The 12,717-nt window shown below is 45.8% G+C and carries 13 protein-coding genes; 5 read left to right on the top strand and 8 right to left on the bottom strand.

What is annotated here, in order from left to right:
• Nucleotides 1-387: 387 nt before the first annotated feature.
• Nucleotides 388-510, bottom strand: coding sequence for a hypothetical protein (locus J7438_RS27930; RefSeq protein ID WP_286196787.1), 123 nt, complete (start codon nucleotides 508-510; stop codon nucleotides 388-390).
• A gap of 37 nt (nucleotides 511-547) precedes the next feature.
• Here J7438_RS27930 and J7438_RS20510 point away from each other — a divergent pair, with 37 nt between their 5' ends.
• The 3 genes from J7438_RS20510 (at nucleotide 548) to J7438_RS20500 (ending at nucleotide 2,484) form a co-directional block, all read left to right on the top strand.
• Nucleotides 548-1,339, top strand: coding sequence for a lytic transglycosylase domain-containing protein (locus J7438_RS20510; protein WP_209278016.1), 792 nt, complete (start codon nucleotides 548-550; stop codon nucleotides 1,337-1,339).
• Nucleotides 1,340-1,457: 118 nt separating this feature from the next.
• On the top strand, nucleotides 1,458-2,120 hold the full coding sequence (locus J7438_RS20505; RefSeq protein ID WP_209278015.1) for a hypothetical protein: 663 nt from the start codon (nucleotides 1,458-1,460) through the stop codon (nucleotides 2,118-2,120).
• A gap of 13 nt (nucleotides 2,121-2,133) precedes the next feature.
• The gene (locus J7438_RS20500) at nucleotides 2,134-2,484 is read left to right on the top strand and encodes a hypothetical protein (RefSeq protein WP_209278014.1); all 351 of its coding nucleotides are present in this window, start codon (nucleotides 2,134-2,136) and stop codon (nucleotides 2,482-2,484) included.
• A gap of 41 nt (nucleotides 2,485-2,525) precedes the next feature.
• On the opposite strand, the gene J7438_RS20495 is transcribed toward J7438_RS20500, so the two are convergent.
• The 6 genes from J7438_RS20495 to J7438_RS20470 form a co-directional block, all read right to left on the bottom strand.
• The gene (locus J7438_RS20495) at nucleotides 2,526-2,987 is read right to left on the bottom strand and encodes a hypothetical protein (RefSeq protein ID WP_209278013.1); all 462 of its coding nucleotides are present in this window, start codon (nucleotides 2,985-2,987) and stop codon (nucleotides 2,526-2,528) included.
• Between the two features lie 46 nt (nucleotides 2,988-3,033).
• Nucleotides 3,034-4,719 (bottom strand): hypothetical protein, encoded by a 1,686-nt coding sequence (locus tag J7438_RS20490; RefSeq protein WP_209278012.1) that lies wholly within the window; start codon nucleotides 4,717-4,719, stop codon nucleotides 3,034-3,036.
• A 2,196-nt stretch (nucleotides 4,720-6,915) separates the two neighbouring features.
• Nucleotides 6,916-7,953 carry a hypothetical protein gene (locus J7438_RS20485; RefSeq protein WP_209278011.1) on the bottom strand — a complete coding sequence of 346 codons (1,038 nt, stop codon included), beginning with the start codon at nucleotides 7,951-7,953 and terminating at the stop codon, nucleotides 6,916-6,918.
• 223 nt (nucleotides 7,954-8,176) lie between these two features.
• A complete protein-coding gene (locus tag J7438_RS20480) occupies nucleotides 8,177-8,344 on the bottom strand; it encodes a hypothetical protein (RefSeq protein WP_209203665.1) in 168 nt (55 codons plus the stop codon).
• A gap of 26 nt (nucleotides 8,345-8,370) precedes the next feature.
• On the bottom strand, nucleotides 8,371-8,994 hold the full coding sequence (locus J7438_RS20475; RefSeq protein WP_209278010.1) for a hypothetical protein: 624 nt from the start codon (nucleotides 8,992-8,994) through the stop codon (nucleotides 8,371-8,373).
• A gap of 797 nt (nucleotides 8,995-9,791) precedes the next feature.
• Complete coding sequence (locus tag J7438_RS20470; RefSeq protein WP_286196784.1) at nucleotides 9,792-10,544, bottom strand: BatD family protein; 753 nt, start codon at nucleotides 10,542-10,544, stop codon at nucleotides 9,792-9,794.
• On the opposite strand from J7438_RS20470, the gene J7438_RS20465 reads away from it, so the two are divergent.
• Nucleotides 10,543-11,571 carry a hypothetical protein gene (locus J7438_RS20465; RefSeq protein ID WP_209278009.1) on the top strand — a complete coding sequence of 343 codons (1,029 nt, stop codon included), beginning with the start codon at nucleotides 10,543-10,545 and terminating at the stop codon, nucleotides 11,569-11,571. The two genes, J7438_RS20470 and J7438_RS20465, sit on opposite strands and share 2 nt — an antisense overlap.
• A 19-nt stretch (nucleotides 11,572-11,590) precedes the next feature.
• Nucleotides 11,591-11,974 (top strand): hypothetical protein, encoded by a 384-nt coding sequence (locus J7438_RS20460; protein WP_209278008.1) that lies wholly within the window; start codon nucleotides 11,591-11,593, stop codon nucleotides 11,972-11,974.
• A gap of 111 nt (nucleotides 11,975-12,085) precedes the next feature.
• On the opposite strand, the gene J7438_RS20455 is transcribed toward J7438_RS20460, so the two are convergent.
• The coding region (locus J7438_RS20455) for a hypothetical protein (RefSeq protein WP_209278007.1) at nucleotides 12,086-12,717 on the bottom strand (632 nt) is incomplete at its 5' end.

Below are 12,717 nucleotides of genomic sequence, written 5' to 3'. Positions count from 1 at the left end.
GTATATCATTACCGGTTTATACAAAATCAATTCTCTCTGAATTTAATGGGGCGACGTTATGCTGGTCTGCTTAAGCTATCAATTGAGGCGTTGATAGAAAGAGCTATCAATTATTGCAGGAACATGAAGATATCAATTCCACGAATTACGATTCAATTCCATTTGACCAACTGTTTACCGGGGATAAAAGGTTGTCTGGGGGGGATTCTGTCGGTCGGTCTTTAACAGCATGCCTCCAATTTCCGGTGTAAAATACGCTATATTTTTATGATCTTTGTCTTTTTGTCCCAGTTTAAATCTCTGGTTTCAATTTATAGAGTTTTACGTTAGCCATTGTTTGCTTTGGAGCTGTCGCTTGGATTCTGCTGTTAGCACTATCGTTTTTATTCAGTCCGGAAAGCAGCGTGAGATACCCTGGTGCAATAAAAGTGCAGTAAAAGACGGGCCACTTTTGGCGGGTTGTCGGGCGGGCTGGTATTTTCTGGTGTTGGCAGCGGTTCTTGTCTTCATGGGCTTTTCGCCTGTGCCATGCCATGGACAGGGGGACATGGCAGAGACGGATAAGCGTCAAATGGATAAGCCCTACCGGCCGGTCTGCATTCATGACCCAAAAGATGGCTGGCAGTCGTTACGCCATGGTTTTCGGTTAATGGCCTACTATCACAATGCGAAGGTCAACGAGCAGCTGAAAGCATTTCCCCAATATTATTTTAACCGTCTGTCCCAGCGAATCCTGATGCATCAATTTTATTTGAACAGGAAGATTCAGGAAAGAGGTCTACCGGCTGAGCTGGCCCTGCTACCGCTGATCGAAAGCGACCTTGACCTCAAAGCACGTTCATCGGCAAGGGCGATGGGGCTGTGGCAGTTGATGCCCGGAACAGCCAGGGCTTACGGACTTAAGGTGTCGAAAAAGTGTGATGAAAGAACTGACCTGGAAAAAGCCACTGATGCCGCATTGACCTATATTGAGTACCTCTATAAAAGAACCAGTGACTGGATGTTAACCATTGCTGCTTATAACGCTGGCCTTTACCGGGTGAAACAAAGCATTGCTCAGGCTAAAGCGTCGGGAGAATATTCAGATGCGGGTTTCTGGAGCCTTGATTTGCCAGCTGAAACCCGAAAACATGTGGCCAAGTTTCTGGCCCTCAGCCATGTGGTTCTTCTGCCGGGTAAGCATGGCATCAGGTTACCAGCCCTTTCTGTAGAGGGCTATGGTTTTTCCAGAGTCAAGTCGGGCTATCACTCTCCAGAGTGTGTTATTCCCAGCGCTGGTTGTCTTTATTGTCGCCAGCTGGTGCTTAGGGTGCTTTATATTTATTTCCAGGCATTTTAATCAGGCTGAATGACACTATTCCTAACCGTCTTGTTAGTCAATCAAATTGAATACCTTTGTAAATTCCGAGTCTGATAAAGCATTACCTTAATTTTTATATCAACAAGGAGGTGGTTTTATGAGCTATCCAGGTGTCGCTCCAATTTCGACGAGTGTCAGTCAGACCCAATTTCCTGCTCCTGCTATGGAGGGAAACGGTCGCCGTTCCGTATGGTCAAGTATCGGCAAAGCTGCTGGAAAGGCTTGTGTCATGCCATTTCGCATTGCCTCAACGGTGGTAAATGGCGGTGTTTTTGCTGCCTATTACGTTACCGCTGTGGCTGTTACCGGGCTCGCTGCCACCGGAGGTGCTGTCTATGGTATTGGGAAAATTGCCACAGATGTGATCCGTGGAAAACCACACAAAAGCCTGCTGGAATATACCATCAAACCCGCCCGAGAGACTTTCAACTGTATTTCACGCCTGTACTATGAGCTGCCAAGACATGGATCTGAATTGATCTTCTCCGGTGTAGCTGTCGCTGCGGTAACTGTCCTGGCAATCGTGGCAATCGTGGCAGGAGATGGCAATAGCAATAGCCACGTATGGATACATACCCCCTGCTGTTATCACAGTTGTGGCGATGCCGGTGGCTCAGGTCACCAGAATCCTGCGGATGATGACTATAACCCTTCAGGCTTGTCCGCGGTACTGCATCCATACAGACCTTCTATTTTACTCGGACGTAAAATCATGGGGACAACTACACAGGTACTGAATAGCGGCCAGAAGGTTGACTGAAAAGGAGAAAAAAATGCGACTATTCATTAGCATACTTGGACTATTGCTATCACTCTTATCAATGACTGTTGTGGCCGGTACGGAAACTGGATTGAAGATAATCAGTGTTGGTGCCCATGCCCAGGGAAGCAGAACTTTTTACTTCAAAGTTGATCGTACTATTGGTCCATATGGTTGCCGAAGCGATTTGGTAAAAGTGGATTTATACAATGATTATGATTCACAGGCTGAGGTGATTTCAAACAATATCGTCCGATCTATGGTGCTGTCAGCATTTGCCACCAATTCTGATGTGCAATTGAAGGTTAGAGAAACATGCTTGCATTCCAATCCAACCATCTCTCAGATTTGGTTGAGTAAATAAACTCACATAACGAACAGGGAGTGACAGCAGATGCATTTCGTTTATGGATTGGCAATACTCCTTGAGTCTGGTGACTTAAAAGCGGGAAACACTGATGTGAATGTTGCTTTTTTTGCCTCCGCTGCCAGCTCTGCTTTTTCCCTCGCCAACTTTTCACTCAAGCCTTGTTTTATAGCCAACCGATAGGTTGTTGTCCTTGTATACCTTATGGTCTGGTCTGCCTTACCTTTATCAGTTGCGGCGAATTTGGCCCATCTTCTGGCGCTGGCCTCTTTGTATTTATCGGATGCCATGTATTTGGCTATGTTCTTTTTGCCTTTATCGGATGCCCGGTATTTAGCCCTGGACCTGGCCATGGTCTCTTTGCCTTTATTGGATGCCAGGTATTTAGCCTTGGCCCTGGCTATGGCCTTCCTGCCTTTTTCGGATGCGGCATATCTGGCTCTATTCGTCCTGTGGTTATCGGACTCACTTACCTCTTTTTTGATATTTACGTCAGCCAATCATAAATATTAGCTATTAACCCGGATATTGCTTAGTTGAAAGAGACTATTGCACGACTTCCAGCTGTGTTTTAAGTTCTGTAAAACCTTTAATGACTTGCTCAAGCTGCTGTTCGGCAGAATTGCGCATATCACAAACTGAGCTGTCAACTTTCCACTCACTTTCTGATTTCTCCAGCAGTGCTTTATAAACGGCGTCCTTTGCTTCTTTGCCCTGATCTGCTTTACCACCGTCTGGCACACTGGTAACCTCTTTTGTTTTAAGTGTTTTAAAAAGCTGCTTTCTTGTTGCTAAAAGATTAGATATGTCAGGCACCGGTTGCAGGTCTTTCAGGTACTGCTTTACATCGTTCATTTCTTCAATGATAAACGCTACCCTTTGCTGCAGGTGATACATTTGCAGATCATTTTCCCCACTAGCCAGGCCGACCATCATATCCTGAGTCAGTTGATGGGCGGCATCTCTGCCTCGATCAAGGGCTGACTGATACAGGGAGGCGCTGGTGAATGCACGTTTGATCAGGACCTGAATCTTCTCTGGATCAGATAACCGCGTAAGGAAATTGATGCTGCTGATGCTGATTGGCTGATTTGGATTTCTATCATATAGCCACTGGGCGTCATACCGCCATGGATGTTGAGCAGCTTCCTTAAGAGCATCATCACAGAAGGCTCTCATTTTGTCGAACTTCTCGACAAAAAGTGTGGCCCGGTTAAATTTATCCGTACACTTATTGCATAGGTTGTAGGCAAGATCACCATAAACCCAGACAGCCAATACGGGGGATTGTTGTATTTCAGGAAATACAGAATCGACTGTCGTCAGTTCGCTAACATAGTTTTCACCGTACTCAAGATTTTTATTAAACAGTTGCAATCGCTTGCTCATGCTATTAACCAGCTTTGCATGATCTGATTCCGGTTGTTCTTTCTCCTGTGGTTCAGATTTTACTCTGGTGATCTCCTGTTGAAGCTGCTGTTTTCTTTTGTTTCTTATTTCCTGCTTCTTTTTCGCCCGCTCCCTTTTTTTCATATTTTCTCGTAATATCTCTTGATTGCTGTTTTTCTCACTCTCAAATTCATTAAGATAATCCTGGCGTACCTTGTCAATTTGAGTGAGTCGAATTTGACATGCTTCATGGAGAGTCTTTATACAAGCTTCCAGATTTTGTGATTCGGTGTGAACAAGGTTGGATTTCTTAATGACTTTTTGATGCACTTGATTGAGTATCGAGCAGCAATTGTTCAGCTGTTGTATAAATTGATTATGAGTCGAAAGGTCATCCAGGAAATTATTGGTCAGTGTTGTTAATAAATTATTAGTAATCTCTGCTGCTACTCTGGCTAATCGGATCATGGATATCTTGTTATTGCCAGCTTGTCCCGTTCGAAATATTTCATGGTCAGATAGCGTTTTAAAGAGGCACATGGTGGTGTTTAAGAGCCCCGGGTGCTGCAATGATTTTACCAGAATCATCAGGGTCGTACTTTCTAGTTGCTCTATAGATTCAAGCCAAATACTTTTAACGTTGCCGGGTACTTGTGCTACCTGTTGCATCAGTGAATGCTGAAGCGGGCGACTTTGCAGCAAGAGGCACAGTGACTCAGCAAGCATTATGAACTCTTCGGTAAATTTTGAAGAATAGTCAGACAGTGTGTTAATACTCACAAGAAGAGCATCCATTGAGTAGGCAATAGCATCTCCAATGTCCTGTGTATTTTCCTCACCCAATTTAATCATTTTGTAAAAAAGATCAGAGGTAAATTGTATATGCCACTGAATGCACTGCCTGGAAAAAGTTTCTGGCACCTTGGCAGGCGTATTGTTATCCACCTGCTGGTTCAGCTTGATACTCAGGGTTTTTGCTAATGACGTGATGGTATTGATAATGTCTGCTAATTGTTTATCATGGCTTTCACTAATGGCTTGCTGTTTTTCACTGATAGCAAAAAGTTTTTTTCCATGTTGTAACAACGCTTGACTGGACAAACGTGGATGACAGTAAATCGTCTCTGCCGACCTGATGAATGGGGCTTTGAGTGTAACAACCTTTTGGTCAAAATAGGGATAATAGTGCATGCTGGTAAAATCCAGATTCCATAGATCATCTGTTTCCAGTTTTTCCACGTACACTCTTGCCTCTTTGGTTTTGGCCATTTCTTTCAGCTGGTTCATCTCTTTGCCAGAACACTTATAAAATGCCAAATGTGCGGCCAGACTGTTTCTTACTTGTTCCCTCTTAATAAACTTATCCGGGTCTAATGAAGCTGCAGTACGGCTTAATTGACTGCTCAGGGGGTGAATATCTACATAACTTGTTGGTCTGGTCAAAAGTATATCAGTCGATGGCATTTTTTTTATTTTATGTAACGGAGGTAGTTTTACCGTGCTGTTATTTTCCCTCAGCTGGTTTTGTAGTGTCTTGTGTTGTTTTTTTAACTCGCTCCTGGAAAGCTTTATCCTGTTCCCCTGTTTATCAAAGGTATTATCGGTGCGCATTTTCTGATGAAAATCGAAGCAGTCGAGGTAAAGCAGCCTGAGTGCCCAGGGAGTTTTTCTGGCAGCACCGGGGTGCCCTAGTTGCAGGACTTGTTGAACTGAAAAATATGTCCCGGGACTATTCGCGTCATCCGGGGCTGATGAAGGCATTAACTCAGCACCGGCCTCATTAGATTCCGGACCTGTAACCTGTGGGAGTTTTATAGCTCCCACCGGTACTTCATCCTTTGCGTGCAGCTGTTGGGATGGGCATGCTTTTTCATTGCTGATGGCAAAAGCGTTTGCCGGTTGTCTGTCATCTCTCCGGGATGCCTGCTCCTCGGAACATTGCAGTGTTTTTGGCACGAACTCGTTTGCTTCCGGATCCAGATTAACCTTTGTCATTATTGCTATTTCTCTAGCCACTTTCACCATGGTTTCCTCAGGCGGAGCAGTCTTGCTCTCAAATCCCTGGCGAAGCGCTTTATCATGCGTAAGGCCCTCAACCAGGCAGGAAAGTGGCCAGCCTGGCATTTGATCAGAAGGTACTGACATAAAATTCTGCCCGGGAAATGGATGGCATGCTGCATTGTAAGTGTCTGGCTCTATTGGCCATGGCAGTGTGTTCATACTGATCGGTTGTTGTTGCGGCAATGGAATGACAGGCTGATTTCCACAATATACGGCAGCAACCGGCTGACCGGTCATTTGGGTTGTAGCCAGAAATTGAACTGGAACTGGTGAAACGGGAAGGATGCCCCTTGCAGAAATATCTGTAGTTTGAACAGGATATGGATTAGCGCTACAGGGTATCAAAGCTTCGCAATTTAATGGAACCGGGTTTTGCTCATCGTCGCGTTTGGCATCAGGTGTGACAGGCAATCCTGAAACTTTTAGCCCTGGATAATGTACCCTTTGATCAATGTTCATAGGAGGCAATGGCATTCTAAAAGTTCTCTTAATTAATTTATCCCGATTTTTTTAAACTGTATTATAGAAAAATTTTCCATTTTAACTGTGATCGGTTTGGGTGAAAGTCTCATATTGATGAGTACTAACGTTCGAGATCATCCTTCCCTGATGAAAATGGAATCACATTATCACTGACCATATTTACCTTGGCCCGGTACGTTACCGATAGCAGCATCCAGCCACAGTCGAACCAACCACTTTGAATTAGTGACCTGAGTGTCAGGATTCCTTGCCTCCCAGGGCACCGCCAACGCATTCCCGAGCACTTCATTCGTTGTGTAACCAGCGTTTTACAGGACGCTTCAATGACCCCTGAGCCTATGGGCAGGTTGTACGACAGGTGTACTGCATGATTCATCCGTAACCGGTTTTTTCTGAAGTACTTTAACTCTGTCTTTAATTTCGATCGGCGGGGATGCTTGCTATGCTGGTAAGCCAGTGCCTTGATTATTTTTTCAACCCCGACCGGCTCCTCCTTCAGGATATGTCGGTAGGTGCTGAACTTCTCTTTGGACTTCGCGCTATTTCACCGTAAGCAAGGTCAAATGCCTTCTTCAGGTGTTCTGCCGCATGGTAATAATCAACAATTTCTCCTCCCTCCGGTAGTTCTTTGGTGAAGTATGTCCAATTGTCCCGGGCTCCATCTGCCACTTTGACCAGAGTCAGATTCGGCTTTTGCTGAAGCACCTTATCCAAAAGGTTTGAAAGGGATTTTTTCAATGTCGCTTTCTTACTTTCAGGCATTCGTCCCATCCTGATCGTAGAGAGGCGATCTCCCTGGTCATCATAAAACGACAGTGTTCCACAACTGGCCTCCTGACAACCTGCTGGCCCACGGGGGCGTTTGCCATCAGCGACAATCTTTTCACGTTTCTCCTGACGCTTGCCGTCTTTCATTGGTAGCATCACACCGTCAAGGGAAGCAGCTACCGTCACCGCGTTAGGTGGTACTGTGAGATTCTCCGCGAGAAGGGTCTCGAAAGGGTCAAGGCGTTGCTCCCATTGTTCGTTGAGTTTTTTAGGAAGACGTGCCAGAGAGCTGGTTGAGGGTGACATATTCCCTATAAGATCAAGTAAGCTTTTTACGTCCGCGGGCGGCAACTGGGCAACCATCCATGCTGCTTGCTTCGCAGCCTTTGGTAACCAGTAGCCTTCTACAACGCCAGCCTTGAGCTCTAAAGGGGCAATGCACTTATCCCCGGCATTGCGGTAGAGGCTGCGCAATACCCGGACAGGTCCTGCTGCTGACTGGTAGGTTTGATAGCTGCGTAATGCTTGGTGATGCACGACCCCATTCACTTCGATAGAGGCTTCATTGGTGTCTAATTTTTGTAGTTCTTCTGCCAGTATTTCTCGCTCTGCCTGAACAAAGAGGGAGTGAATTTCGTTTTCATGATCCTCAAAATGCTGGATGGGATTATTGGACTGACGAAGGAGAGTCAGTTTTTGCTGCAGTTGGTCAATTGCAGGACAGGAATCATTGGCGACATTGGTCAGTGACTGACATACTTCCATCGGAGCGGCCTCTCACAGTTGACTCTTTCTTTGCTGTTAGAATCATAGCTGTGTTTGGCTGCTCTCCATTCAGGTTGAAAAAAATTTGGTGTTACGTCTGTTTGCTGTAGCTCAAGGCCTGTGGACGTGATCAATATGAGACTTTCACCCATCAGTTTCAGTTGGTCAGGCTGGAGTGACGGCTTTTGTTAAATATACCTGATTGCAATTTATTATTAGACGGTTAAGCAGAGAATACTGTGTAAGGCAAAATATCAGCAAATATCTGTTCCGGGAAGACAATGGCTTTGTGCATTACCAGAATCTGGCAGCCAATATGTTGCACTGCCAGAAACTGTTGATCAGAAGGTTCAATTGGTTGTGAGTCCAGGGAAATGGATTTTCGCTTCATTAGCGGCTCTCACAATGCCCTGGTTTTTATCTGTTAGAGAAAACCTTATTAAAATAATTTTCGATTTTAAGGAAATGGTCTTTCGCTCCAAGAATGGCGTTCTCTATGCCTTGGTCTTTAAATGTGGGAGAGGTAGCAAACCTCAATAATTTTGTCAGATCGATTGGATTGTTCTCAACAGCCTGGTCATCGCCCGACCAACCCTTTTTCATACAGGGCAGGTTCAGTAAGGTCAATGCTTTCGACAATGGAGGAAGTTCGCTCTCTGTGTCTATGTATTTGAGTGCACACTCCACTGTGGTGCTCTTCAGCATGGGATTGCCTGCTTTAACACTCAATTCGTGGAGATAGTCCTTGCTGTTTATTATTGGCTTTGTGTCTGCCTTGGCCAAGCTGGATGCCCTGGTTTGGTCACTTTTGCTGGCAACCTGCCTCTCTCTTAACTGCCCGGTACACGAAGTTAGGGATAAACCATCCATTTCCTTGGGTAAAGCTCTGAATGATGGCGTTTTAGTTTTTGCTACTTTTTTGTAACCTGCCATTTGGCCTTGTTGTTCGGCTGCCGATGTTCCAGGGGGGCATTCTAAATCCGGCCTAGTCTGGGTCACAACAGACCTGGTATTAAACGAAGTTGATGTAGGTAATGTCATGGTTTTTAGTCTCCTGTTTGGCGTAACAGCCATTTTGTGTAAATACACCTTGAAAGGTGCTGGTTTTAGTAGGAGGCTGTCCGAGTATAGACCGCCCTCTTAGGGTAGACATTAAACGCCTACTCCCCCACTTGGGTAAGTTAAAGATCGAACCACGAAGGTCACGAAGAGCAAATGCCCACGGCGCGTGAAAATATTTTGCGCCACCCTCAGGAATGAAAAATGGTTACGCAAAATATTTTTCACGGCAAAGAAGTGATTTTCTTTTCCTTAGTGCTCTTTGTGTTCTTCGTGGTTCCATCCGAAAGCATTTGATATGTAGTGAATCGCTAATTACATTGATATGCAGGGCTTAATCGTCACGATAAACATATTAAGTGCTGAAAGATGCTGTACGATAGTATATTTAGATAGGGGAAATTGAAAAAAGTTCAAACTGACAATGAGACCGACCTTCACCACCCCTTGGTAACATTTTGATTTTAAACAATTAAAAATAGTGCCAACCATATATTCGAATAGAATATATGGTTCAAAATCAGATGATTACGTCATTTTGGTGGTGAAAGTGGGATGAGAAATTAGCAGAATTCCTATGACAAGCAGAAAACAGCACGCTGTCGGCCAGAAAATGACTTGTCTGACCAGGAGGTTGACCGAGAATAGCGCCCGTAGCGAGGATGGCAGAAAATTGAGGATAAAAAGTCGGAAATTTTCTGCCATCTTCGCTACTGGGGTGCCTGGACGGGTGCTATTCCCGGTCAGCCTCCCGGAAGCTCCCGTCAAATTCAGCTGATCTATTCTGGATAAAGCTGACCTGGCAGCTGATCTCTTTTCCGAACAGACTTTCTGCCTCTGAGCTTTCTGCACACTTCCAGCAATGTGGTCAACTGCTCTTCTTTAGCAGCTATAGCAGCCCCTCCTGCCTGAGTTTGATAAAGGCTGGCTGACAGTTGATAGCAGATCACGCTCAGTTCCTCTGAACCAAGCTGATTGAGACAGTCGGTCAATGATGTCAGGTTCTTGTTGTTAAGGTTGTTGGTAAGATTGTTGTTAAGATATATGCGACCCCAGTTTTTCAATTCGCTCAGCGTCAACCGAACATCGTTCTGCAGGCAGGCTGCTTCCAGTTGGCGGAATGCTTCTGCTTCAGAGGCGTGTTTCCCGGATCGATGACGTCCACCCATGTTAATGATTGGTTGATCTGACTTTGTTGCGGCACTGGATTTGAACCGCCAGAATGCCAGGGTCATCAGCCATAACAGTGCAAAAAAAGCGGTTAACCACTGCCAGAAGACAGGTGTCTGCCAGATGCCGGGAGATTCCTGCGATGTTGCATCGCTGACTCTGGCAGGTTCCGGGCATTCAGCAGGCTTGTCTGTTGGCAATGTGGTCTGGGAGGCCACGGTTAAGGCATTAGCGTTTGGATCGGCGGCTACATCTATCTCTGTTGCAGGCAGTCTGGAGGTTTTAGTCTCACCACTTGCTGTATCAAACCAGGTGTATTCAATCGCGGGCAACGTGATTTTTCCGGGACGGGTTGGAATCATGGCTATGGAATCCGTGCGTCAATTTTCTGCCATCCTCGCTACGGGCGCTATTCTCGGTCAGCCTCCAAGGGCCAAGCCCGTTCAAAAAAATTGCTCACACCTGACCGCCAGCCGTCTGATCAAACTGGTTACTGACTGTCTGGACGAAATTCCTGATCATCGACCCAATCAGTGCAAGAATGGCATCCCTTTTGGCAATTTTCCCAAATCCGCTTTTGCCATGATGCAGGTGAAAATGCCTTCCATGCTCCGCTTCGATAGCGAGCGGGCTGACCCCGTCCGGGTCCACAACCTGGAAACCCTGTTTGATGTCATTGATGGCCGGGTGCCCTGTGACACCCGAATGCGGGAGGTAATGGACCCTGTTTCACCGCACTGGCTCCAGAAGTCTTTCAAAAAACTCTTTGCACGTGTTCAGCGTTCCGGGTACCTGCAAAAGTTTGAGTTTCCCATTGGCCGCTTGAAAAACCACTACCTGTTGGCCATTGATGGTACGCAAATCTTTTTCTCCGGCAAACTGAGCTGTGACGACTGCTGCACAAAGAACCAGGGCAAAGCCGGTGAAGCTTTTTATCATCAGCTGATGGGGGACTGTATTGTTCATCCGGACCAGAAAGTGGTGATACCACTGGCTCCCGAGGCCATTGTACGACAGGATGGTTGCACCAAAAATGACAGCGAGAAGAGTGCAATCAAGCGTTTTCTCGCTAATGTAAAAAAAGATCACCCTTATTTAAAGCTGATCATTTTGCTGGATGGCCTGTATGCTGATGGACCGACCATTCGTCTAATCAAGAGCTACGGTTGGCATTACATCATCATTGCCAAGGATGGCAATCATGGGCCGCTGATTGAGGCTATGGATGAGCTGGACAAGCAGGAGAAAGTAGCGCGCTTTGTCAAAACTGACCCGGAGACTGGCGTTAAACACTGGTATCGTTTTGCCAACGATGTTCCTCTTAACAAGTCCAACCCCGACGAGAAAGTCAATGTACTGGATTTTGTTGAAACGGACAAAATAAGGTGACCGCCATACCTGGAGCTGGGTGACTGATATCCCTGTAACCGAAAAGACCATTGAAGCCCTGATGAAAGGAGGCCGATGCCGATGGCACATTGAAAATCAGACGTTCAACACCCTGAAGAAGCAAGACTACCACCTTGAGCACAACTACGGTCACGGTAAGCAACACCTGGCCACCAACCTCGCTTACCTGACGGTACTGGCTTTTCTGCTTGATCAACTGCAACAGTTGGGCAGTCCTGAGTTCCAAAAAGCTTTGAAGGAGCGAACGAGAGGGGTAATGACGCATCTCTGGGAGTTGATGAAAGGCTATTTCCAGACCTGGTTGATCATTAGCTGGGAAGGGTTCTTTGATGCAATTATCAACCGGGCTGTTGCGGGAGTAGTACCTTACGACAGCTCATAGAACAATTGAGTGGTAGTCTGACTTCAGGGTTCAGTTTTTTTGATCATCAAATAGCCACCAAGAGTGGAGGCTGCTTTTTGTGTACTGTGAACATAGTGTGCTTGAGATTTATTATACGCTCAAAGGCGTATATTCAGCGGGAATAGCTGGGTTGTTGTTGACCCGTTCTGACTCGGTCGCAAATAAATCAAAATCCAGCGACAATAAATCAGAATCCGATTCCCAAATGTCAATGTCAATTTCGTTCAGCCCAAGAGGGTCTTTTTTTCTGCATTCCAAGGCTGAATACCAGGCGTTTTGTGTCTGCTGATCCACATCATAATGGTTGATCTTTTGGAGAACACTCATTAACTGCGGAAGTATCATCTCTTTCCGATAGGGTTCCAATAGTTCAAGTTCTCTATTTCCCAATATCGGAAAACGATCCAGCTCTTCCATTGCCGCTTCAAAGGTAAATTTCGGCCCTTGAATGCTCCTGGTGGAATCCTGACCCCAAGGGGGTGTCGTGCTTGCAGAAGGTTGTTGCAGAGTGATGGCTGTTACTACGGGTGTTTTTGTTGCCTCAATCTGTACCAACTTTTCAGCCACTGCATTTTTAACGAGCTCAGGAACAACGCCATCATTATCATTTCGGATAACCGGGCTGAGCGCCTTACATAAACTGGTGGTTAGCTGGCCGTTGCGGGCATAGTGTTCCAGAGATGACCAAACCACTGGCTTTAATGGTTTGTTGTATTTGATGA

It is taken from the genome of Thalassotalea sp. G20_0, assembly GCF_017744175.1.
Taxonomy (GTDB): domain Bacteria; phylum Pseudomonadota; class Gammaproteobacteria; order Pseudomonadales; family Endozoicomonadaceae; genus Endozoicomonas.
This window is presented reverse-complemented; position numbering and strand designations above follow the sequence as displayed.

What these genes read in the sequence shown, in the direction of transcription:
- J7438_RS20500 (WP_209278014.1), top strand. Translation starts at nt 2,134, where the DNA reads ATGCGACTATTCATTAGCATACTTGGACTATTGCTATCACTCTTATCA.
- J7438_RS20480 (WP_209203665.1), bottom strand. Translation starts at nt 8,344, where the DNA reads ATGAAGCGAAAATCCATTTCCCTGGACTCACAACCAATTGAACCTTCT.
- J7438_RS20470 (WP_286196784.1), bottom strand. Translation starts at nt 10,544, where the DNA reads ATGATTCCAACCCGTCCCGGAAAAATCACGTTGCCCGCGATTGAATAC.
- J7438_RS20485 (WP_209278011.1), bottom strand. Translation starts at nt 7,953, where the DNA reads ATGGAAGTATGTCAGTCACTGACCAATGTCGCCAATGATTCCTGTCCT.
- J7438_RS27930 (WP_286196787.1), bottom strand. Translation starts at nt 510, where the DNA reads ATGAAGACAAGAACCGCTGCCAACACCAGAAAATACCAGCCCGCCCGA.
- J7438_RS20510 (WP_209278016.1), top strand. Translation starts at nt 548, where the DNA reads ATGGCAGAGACGGATAAGCGTCAAATGGATAAGCCCTACCGGCCGGTC.
- J7438_RS20465 (WP_209278009.1), top strand. Translation starts at nt 10,543, where the DNA reads ATGGCTATGGAATCCGTGCGTCAATTTTCTGCCATCCTCGCTACGGGC.
- J7438_RS20475 (WP_209278010.1), bottom strand. Translation starts at nt 8,994, where the DNA reads ATGACATTACCTACATCAACTTCGTTTAATACCAGGTCTGTTGTGACC.
- J7438_RS20505 (WP_209278015.1), top strand. Translation starts at nt 1,458, where the DNA reads ATGAGCTATCCAGGTGTCGCTCCAATTTCGACGAGTGTCAGTCAGACC.